Raw genomic sequence first — 8,234 nt, forward strand, 5'->3', positions numbered from 1 at the left:
CCATGGGAAATGCCAAAAGACAAAGCAATATAGCATATTCAATCCCCGTTGTAAGGTGCAGCCGTCTGGACGGTTACAAAGCAACAGGAGAACTAGAAGTAAAACCCATAGTTCTTGGAACAGCTATTAGTACTAAACCACCGATATATCGAAAAAAGGATCTAAAAAAATTATTACCCAATACGGGTAAGACATTAAAAAATCTAACGATATTCGAGAACACTCTTTTCTTGTCTGAAATACAAAAAAAAGAAGAGCTTCTACATCAGTTAACTTTAAAAAAACCATGGAAAAAAATCGACAGCATTATTTTACAACTAGAAGAGTTCTCTGGAACAAAGGACATTCTTAATGCAAATGAAAAATTTATGAGTCTACTTAACCAGCTAGAAAACATCCAAGAAATACTCCAAATAAAAGAACAGATTCAAAAACATGAGGATACGTGCTCTTTTTCATCTCTTGATTACTGGCAAGTTAAGAGCACTGCATAACTTCCACTTGAACAAGCAATTTTCTTGTTTTCAAGAAAAAAGCAAAATCATAGAGTTGATCTAGTCTTCTCTTTGTCCTTTTTCCCTCAAAATCGGCTATTTTTGCCGATTTTGAGGGAAAAAAGACGCACCTATCCTGTCAACACACCATCCTGACTGCTTTTTTTATATTGAATGCCATGGCGACTAAATTAAATTCAGCCTCAACTTTTTCTATTCCGACATACCGAGATCTATCAAACCTGAAATGTTGTTTTAAGGTTCCGAAACTACGTTCGACAATGTAGCGCACTGAGCTGATTCCTCGATTGATCATTTTTTCAAGTTCACTCAGTTTACGATTCTTTTGATTGCGAAACATAATGCCGTCTTGAAGATTGTTATCGATTAGATGCGTACGATTTTTTTGGCTTGTATACCCTTTATCTGCGAAAACAGGGGCATTATCAGGAAGGTTCAACTTGTTAACTAGGTCTGTAAATTGCCCCGTATCTGAATAGTTTGCAGGAGTCATGATTCCTCCGAGAATAAATCCACACTCAGCGTCAGTTCCCATATGAACTTTAAATCCATAATGAAATTTACCGGCTTTTTTCAGCCATGCTGCGCCTGTGTCATCGGAGTAACTGACTTCATATTTGGGAACGTCTTCGTTTCTGTCTTCGGAAACTATTTCAGTATCAATTGTTTTCCTCGGCCTGCGGGATGAACCGATCACACTAGCATCTACGATACTTCCATTGCGGACTAAAAGCTGTTTTTCTTCCAGCTGTTCGTTTAGTAAAAATAACAATTTTTCGTAAATATTAAGGATAATAAGTCCGTTCCTGAATCGACAAATGGTTGTTGAATCAGGAATTTCATCTTCAATGGACATATCGAGAAAACGAACAAATGAAAGCCGATCACAAATTGCAAATTCGACAGCTTCATCGCTTAAATTATACCATTTTTGCAATAGTAAAATCTTAAACATAAACATTTCCGGATAAGCCGGAGAGCCTACGACATTGGCCTTGCGTTTAATTTTCAACTTTAAAAACCGTGCAATTGGTCTCCAGTCAATAATTTCATTAACATCATCCAAAAAGCTTCTTTTCGTCCGCCTTCTAGAAATAAAGAAATCACCAAGTCCCTGTTTCTCTTTTTTGCGCAAAGTCATATCAAATCTCCCTCATGATCTAAGGAGATTTTACTAAATATTGCAGTGGATTAAAAGAAAAAATACACTTTTACCGTGCAGTGATCTTAAGTTGCAACAGTTCTTAAAGAGGGAATGCCGAAGATAAAAAAATATTCTGAATATAAAAGATACAAAAAAGTCAAAGCAAAGTACAAAGAACTGCTGGAGAGAGCTAACTGCTCTTCCTGCAATCACACAATTAGTCTTTCTGAAACACGGAAAAAACTAACATTTACCCCGCCAAAAGTTGACAAACTGTCGAATGGAGAAAGAGACTTATTAACATTCATAGCGAAATGCGGTGAAATTGAGCTAAAACAAACGCAGGAAAACTCTTTTATTATAATTGATGAAATATTTTATTTTTTTGAATGCAACTTGCTCTACTGCCAGTACTTACTATCACAATTTGTTGACCAAGCGCGAAAAGAAGGAAAAAAAATTTATCCAATAATTTTAACTCACCTTGATCCGCATATCATGAAAAACACATATTTCCCTTTCAAGACAAAGGCATGCAAAATACACTACCTCACTTCTGCAAGGACTAATCATACACAATTTGAAAATATTATCGCAAACCGTGATTATGAGAAGATAAGAGAAGCAATTTCAAAAAATTTTCTTCATTATCACCCCGAGCCTTGCAACTTAGCAACAGAATTTCAAGAAGTTCAACTCGCACAAAAACTATCTTCTTCTCATTTGTTTCATGATCACGCTCGGCAAGAACTTATAAAATATAAAAACAATGAGACCTATGACCCGATTGCGATATGTGTCGCTATTCGCATAGAAATCGAAAAATTCATTGCACACGAACTTGAATCTCTCCAAGAATCATTCTCTTTATCTGATACACATAAAACTATAGAAAAAATAAAAAAAGCTGAAGAATTCGGGATTTCAATACCAGAGTCGGCTAAAATACTTGGACTTATTTACAATGACGCATTACATGGCACAGACAAACAAGATAGCATTCATATGAAAATGTCACATGTAGCAATTAAACAACTAATTTTAAGGCTTGTAGAAGATCTTAAAATTGATGAATAAAAAAACTAAGTAAATTTGCACCCAAAGACAGCCTTACGCTTTACGTGAAAAGTGACCGATCATGAACTTTTCTCAACTCGTTCGCGTTTTCATTTAAAAAGTAACTGAACGTGAACTTTTCTTGACTTATTCTTATCTATAGCTAAAAAGTGACTGAACGTGAACTTTTACTTTAAAGGTAGTCAGTATGCAAAAAATTTCATCCCCTAAAGAACTTGGTAATTTTATCCGAAATTTTAGAAAAAAAGAAGGACTGACTCAAGAAGAATTGACGGATCTTGTTTTTGCGAGCAGACGATTCCTTATTGATCTTGAACGAGGCAAAGAAACTGCACAAATCGGTAAAATATTTACTATATTTGAAGGCCTAGGCATAACAATGCACCTTAGCACACGCAAGGACGATGGTGCTTAAAATGCAGCTTTTTATATATGATGCTGAAAACTTAGTAGGTACACTTACTTGCCCTTCTACAGTTGCGAACTGGAGCTTTACATATAGCAACGAATGGCTGGACTCAGTAAAAAAATATGCACTCTCATGCTCAATCCCATTACAAACGGAGCCCTTCCCACATGATATTGTGCATAATTATTTTAGCAATCTACTACCTGAATCGAGTATCAGGACAGTCATTGCACAACGGTTAGGTGTTTCAGAAGGCAACAGCCGAGCTTTGCTTGAATCTCTTGGTGGAGAATGTGCAGGACGAATTTCTTTGTACACAGAAAAACAGATGATGACAGTTTCACAACACCCCACATATAAACAGCTTACACCAGAAGAATTTGTTGAACTGATAAATGAACTTCCTAACCGCCCTTTCTTGGTAGAACAGGAAGGCGTCCGCCTTTCTCTTGCCGGTGCGCAACAAAAACTCCCCATATATTATGATGGAAAAAACATTGCTATCCCACAAGGCAATTCACCAAGTACCCATATAGTTAAGCCTCCGATGTCTGATTACCCCGACACTGTATCCAATGAACTTTTCTGCATGCTCTTAGCAAAAAACATGAAATTCAACGTACCAGAGGTCTTGCCACTTCCTTTTGCTAATTCCTTTCTCTTCTGCATAGTTCGCTATGACAGAGTTCCGCAAAAAAAAGGCATATTACAACGATTACATCAGGAAGATTTTTGCCAAGCTTTAGGGCTATCACCCCACCAAAAATATGAAGCCGACGGAGGCGTAACGACAAAACAATGTTTCCAACTTCTACAAACGCATTCAAGCCATCCCGCAAAAAATCGTCTCGCTCTTTTACGAATGGCAATCTTTAATTACTGCATTGGTAACATGGATGCACATGGGAAAAATTTCTCTCTACTATACACTAACGCGACTCCCGAGCTCGCTCCATTTTACGACCTGCTTTCTACAGTCATTTATGAAAACACCAGCAAACGTCTTGCCATGAAAATAGGCAAAGAAAACCGTCCAGATTGGGTACAGGCTCGCCATTGGGAACGATTTGCTCATGAGATAGGCATACCATTTAAAACAGTAAAAAAACACTGTCTGCAAATAGCAAAGAGTTTGCCACAAACAGCAAAACAAACAAGACTAGAAATTCAAAATAAGTGGGGTGTGATTTACCGTGAACAGGAATGTATTATAAAAATTATAGAACACATTAACATGCGTGCGGCCATGCTGACAGGGCGTCTAACAGATTAATTTTATCCTCAACACTTAAAAAGCTAAGTAAAAAAGTCGAATGGAGTGCAAATCAAAAAATAAAGAATACAGCTTAATACTTAGTCTTCACTACGGTAGCCCAGTACCCCGTGTGGACCATTTTGAACACGACAACAGCATCAATTTGCCCAAAAAAGGCTATATCAGGGACCATCTATGTCAATTCTGCTGTACCAAAATTTAGAAAATTCAAGCGAATCTTTTCCAGCAAGACAAATTTAAGAACACACTTGACGCGCCTCTTCATGTTCAATATATTACCCCTTATCAAGATATAAACTCATTTTATTAACCGCAAATAAATATATGCCAAAAAAGTCCTTCGCAAACACATCTCTTTCACCCAAGACAATTTCCACGCTGAAAATATTGGGTGAAAATATAAAAACAGCCCGCCTCCGTCGAAATGTCACTCTAGCGGAAATGGCTGAACGAACTTTCATGACGCGCAACAGACTGCGAAAAGTTGAACGCGGAGATCCGACCGTTGGGCTTGGAGCTTTAGCGCAGGTATTGGAATATTTAGAATTAAGCGACCAGCTCCTCCTTATAGCCAAACCCGAAACAGACGAACTGGGTAAAGCCCTTGAACAGAGAAATAGAAAAAAACGGGCATCTAAAAAACAACTCCCTGATACAGATCTAGATTTTTAAACTGGAGTTAATTGTGAGCATTGACAGCACTTATGTATACATCCATATCAACGGCGAGTTTGTACCTGTCGGAATTTTAAAGATCACTCACAATGATCAGTCTCATTTCTCTGAGTTCAATTATGGTCGTAAATATCTGACTCGAAATGATGCTATCCCCGTAGACCCTATTCAACTACCTTTGACTGCCCAGAAATTTCAAACTCAAGGTATATTCGGAGCATTTCAAGACGCCATGCCAGACGGCTGGGGAACACACCTCCTCGACAGAGCTGCTGAAGAATTCGGTTATAAACCTAAAGAAATAGATTACCTTACCGTTCTTGATCAAGACAACAGAACCGGAGCCCTCGCATTTGGTCCTGACCTGAACGGGCCACAGGCATATACTCCCAAATGGAGACCACAGATAATTCCGGGAGAATCTCTTAATTTGACTGAGATGCTGGAAACTGCTGATAAGATTTTCAATGATGATGAATTAAATCCGAACCAAAAAAGATTCCTGATTAGGGGGTCTTCAGTGGGAGGAGCGCAACCCAAAGCTGCAGTTGATTATGAAGGAAGAAAATGGATTGCTAAATTTTCAAGAGAATTAGAGTTCTGGCCGACCTGTCGCATAGAACTTGCAGCCATGCGTATGGCTGCTCAATGTTCTATAAGAGTTCCTCAATGTAAAATTATTGAAATTAACAAGCGCGACATCTTTTTAATTGAAAGGTTTGACCGCAAAACGGACAATAGCAGAATCCATTTTATATCAGCAATGACACTTACCGGGGCTAAATCTATGACAGAAGGGACATACGGAGACATAGCCCGTGCCATGCGCAAATACATCGCAATTAAATATCTTGATAAAGATCTTGAAGAGATGTTCAGAAGAATGGTCTTTAATATTTTGTGTAACAACCACGATGACCATTTAAAAAATCATGGATTTCTTTATGATTCTCAATCTGGAATGTGGCGTCTTTCCCCTGCCTACGACATCGTCCCACAGCCGCAAATGCGCTCAGATGATAAAAGCTATCTGACACTTGCCATAGGATCTCAAGGACATCTGGCAACGTTAGAAAACGCCCTTTCCCGCTGTGAAGATTTTAGACTGCAAAGAAATAAGGGCACAACAATTGTCGAGCAAATGGCTAAATATGTAAAAGAAAATTGGAAAAATGAAAATATTAAAGCCGGGGTTTCAAAAACCAAAATTTATAGCGTTCAGCAAGCATACAAAGCTGCGGAGATTTAAAATAATAAAGAGAAAACCCTTTACTTCTTTACTTCATACTTTGACCAAAAACTGTACTTACGACCATGGGCCTGACGAATTATATCTTTAAAGATATTGTGAGGATCGAAACCTTTCCAATCGGAAATAATGCCCCCCAAAAGGTCGATTTTCTTTAGATAGCGGACGCCATGCGAGTAAGCTTTGCTATAACCACGCTCCAAAATTGAAATAAGCAAGCTGCGGTAAAGTAAGCTAGCGACAAGGTATCTATTTTCAGCTTCCATTGATTCAGCCAGGGAAAGCAAACTACCATAAAATTGTCCGTCAAGCTGACTGGCCCGCTTGAGCAAGTATTCTTCCGCATCATCAATCTTCCCGATCGAAATAAGAAACTCAGCATCTGAATCTAAGAATTCAGAATTTTGCAATATATTTTGAACTTCAGCGGCAACGACTTCACCCCGATTATCATTTCCCATAACATCCAGAAGTTCCTGTAAAGTCTCAACAGAATGATACGACCTAAATTTTTGATAAAGCAATTCAATCAATTGCTTCGTGTTGCCTTGTTTTCTAAAAATTTCAGCCAATAATTGCTCACGTTCATATCCTTTAAAATTTTCGCCTTCAGGTATTTTCTTCAACCAAGAATGAGCCACTTCGACATTCCCGCATTCAAGATAAACTCTGGCAATATCAACATATGCAGCAGTAGACAGCTCTCCCCATGAAGCAATCCGGGTTTTCTCAAACAGTTCGGCATCCTTGATCTGCCTAGCTAAAACTTCAATCAGTCCCAAATGATGCCTTCTTGAAAATGCCTCCTTTTCGTCATCTGCCCGCTTTTGAAACACTGATATCATTGAACGGATAACCGATTCAGGCAAAAACTTTCCGGCACTGCCGACAAGTATATCCCGCACGCCAAAATCATCCTTTAGATTAAGCTCAAGCAGAATATTCGCAACAACCTCTTTGTCAGGACAGCGGTCAGCATATTTCCAAAACAACTCATTTGCATCAACACGAAAAACATCTCCCACATAACCGCTGGAATCATCACAACTATTCAAAATACTTTCATCCGCCTCATAAAATTCAGCGACAAGGCTGACACCAGTACAAGGATCGGTAACCCCTGCTTTTAAATCATCCAACAACGCGCAAAGTTCCCGAGCAAAGCCCAGAGCAGCTTTCCATGAGACAAAATCACCTGATTTTCTTAGGCTGGATAACTTATACTTAAACCTCTGAACACTCTCTGTGGGCGTAGCGATCAGCCTTTCAACCAAGCCATCCGCAGTTTCAGAGTAAACGGCAAGATCCAGCAATGCATCCACGAGAACTTCCGGTCCCAGATTTAATAATTTTTGTTTGCGAGAAGCACTCATAAAAATGACACCTTGCTTGTGGCTAAGCAGATGTGGGGTTTCGGAGTAAAAGTTTTATTTAGAAATGACGTCATGGAATTATTTAAACAGAAAAAGGTTGATAATCAACCATATACGAGCACTTAAAAACCGGACCGCTTTTATGAACAAACGACAAGTACCCCTGCCACACTTTATGGGCAGTTAGTTTAACCCAAAAAACTTTTTTAATACTAACAGCTTGAATATTTACACCTAAATACATACCAACTGTATTAAATTTCTTTTTTCCAAACTAACAAGTGTCCTTAGTTTTAAAAAAAGCCCTTCAATACATCATGAGTGACACAAGAGGAATAAAAATAAACCAAATCATGCAAGCATGGCCCAACGCCACTATATGCGGGACTGTTTATAAAACCGAGTATGTTGCTTTGCAACCTGAAGTTGAACGCCACTTTGAAAGTAACCGTCCAGACGGCTGCACCTTACAACGGGGATTGAATATGCTATATTGCTTTGTCTTTTGGCATTTCC

General features: G+C 38.6%; 9 protein-coding genes. 7 read left to right on the forward strand and 2 right to left on the reverse strand.

Going from position 1 to position 8,234, the window contains the following annotated elements; translation table 11 throughout:
• On the forward strand, positions 1-494 hold a 494-nt coding region (locus JEY82_RS19310; RefSeq protein ID WP_304088884.1), incomplete at its 5' end, for a hypothetical protein.
• Positions 495-633: 139 nt separating this feature from the next.
• Here the strand turns inward: JEY82_RS19310 and JEY82_RS19315 are convergent.
• Positions 634-1,656, reverse strand: coding sequence for an IS5 family transposase (locus tag JEY82_RS19315; protein WP_304088887.1), 1,023 nt, complete (start codon positions 1,654-1,656; stop codon positions 634-636).
• A gap of 114 nt (positions 1,657-1,770) precedes the next feature.
• On the opposite strand from JEY82_RS19315, the gene JEY82_RS19320 reads away from it, so the two are divergent.
• The 5 genes from JEY82_RS19320 (at position 1,771) to JEY82_RS19340 (ending at position 6,345) form a co-directional block, all read left to right on the forward strand.
• Positions 1,771-2,736, forward strand: a complete 966-nt coding sequence (locus tag JEY82_RS19320) for a hypothetical protein (protein ID WP_304088889.1) — start codon at positions 1,771-1,773, stop codon at positions 2,734-2,736.
• Positions 2,737-2,923: 187 nt separating this feature from the next.
• Positions 2,924-3,151: a hypothetical protein gene (locus tag JEY82_RS19325; RefSeq protein WP_304088892.1), complete on the forward strand. Its 228-nt coding sequence runs from the start codon at positions 2,924-2,926 to the stop codon at positions 3,149-3,151.
• A gap of 1 nt (position 3,152) precedes the next feature.
• Positions 3,153-4,418, forward strand: a complete 1,266-nt coding sequence (locus JEY82_RS19330) for a type II toxin-antitoxin system HipA family toxin (protein ID WP_304088894.1) — start codon at positions 3,153-3,155, stop codon at positions 4,416-4,418.
• Between the two features lie 327 nt (positions 4,419-4,745).
• A complete protein-coding gene (locus JEY82_RS19335; protein ID WP_304088897.1) occupies positions 4,746-5,093 on the forward strand; it encodes a helix-turn-helix domain-containing protein in 348 nt (115 codons plus the stop codon).
• Positions 5,094-5,106: 13 nt separating this feature from the next.
• Positions 5,107-6,345: a type II toxin-antitoxin system HipA family toxin gene (locus JEY82_RS19340; protein ID WP_304088899.1), complete on the forward strand. Its 1,239-nt coding sequence runs from the start codon at positions 5,107-5,109 to the stop codon at positions 6,343-6,345.
• 20 nt (positions 6,346-6,365) lie between these two features.
• Here the strand turns inward: JEY82_RS19340 and JEY82_RS19345 are convergent, their stop codons facing one another.
• Positions 6,366-7,718: a lipopolysaccharide assembly protein LapB gene (locus tag JEY82_RS19345; RefSeq protein WP_304088901.1), complete on the reverse strand. Its 1,353-nt coding sequence runs from the start codon at positions 7,716-7,718 to the stop codon at positions 6,366-6,368.
• A 317-nt stretch (positions 7,719-8,035) separates the two neighbouring features.
• Here JEY82_RS19345 and JEY82_RS19350 point away from each other — a divergent pair.
• The coding region (locus JEY82_RS19350; protein WP_304088904.1) for a hypothetical protein at positions 8,036-8,234 on the forward strand (199 nt) is incomplete at its 3' end.

Origin of the sequence: Maridesulfovibrio ferrireducens (assembly GCF_016342405.1) — a bacterium.
In the GTDB taxonomy this organism is placed as follows: Bacteria; Desulfobacterota; Desulfovibrionia; order Desulfovibrionales; family Desulfovibrionaceae; genus Maridesulfovibrio; species Maridesulfovibrio ferrireducens_A.